Origin of the sequence: Bartonella sp. MU70NMGDW (assembly GCF_042194085.1) — a bacterium.
GTDB classification, from domain to species: domain Bacteria; phylum Pseudomonadota; class Alphaproteobacteria; order Rhizobiales; family Rhizobiaceae; genus Bartonella; species Bartonella grahamii.
On sequence record NZ_JBHIMK010000557.1, the window covers coordinates 328 to 591 of the forward strand.

2 pseudogenes are annotated in these 264 nt (G+C 43.2%); both read right to left on the reverse strand.

Going from position 1 to position 264, the window contains the following annotated elements:
- A pseudogene (locus ACFIKE_RS12135) lies at positions 1-158 on the reverse strand (VapC toxin family PIN domain ribonuclease); the annotation flags it as partial.
- Positions 155-264, reverse strand: a pseudogene (locus ACFIKE_RS12140) (AbrB/MazE/SpoVT family DNA-binding domain-containing protein); the annotation flags it as partial. The pseudogenes ACFIKE_RS12140 and ACFIKE_RS12135, both read right to left, overlap by 4 nt.

Consider the following 264-nt stretch of genomic DNA (forward strand, 5'->3'; position numbering starts at 1 on the left):
GCCCCGCGGCGGAGTATCCAGATAAGTTCGCAGAGCCAGGGCAAAGAAATCGCGATGAGAGAAGCTTCTCTTAAGATCTTACTTGCTATTTCACCTTGCTTTTTATCATCTTGTAAAACAGCGCGGGCTAAAACATTTGTATCTACAGAAATCTTCACTTTTTCCCCGCCCAACCAGAGGCAGCAATTTCGTTCATTTCTTCCACAGTCAGTGTTTTTTTAACTTTTCCGGCAAATCGTCCAATAAAGCTATCAATTGTGCTTG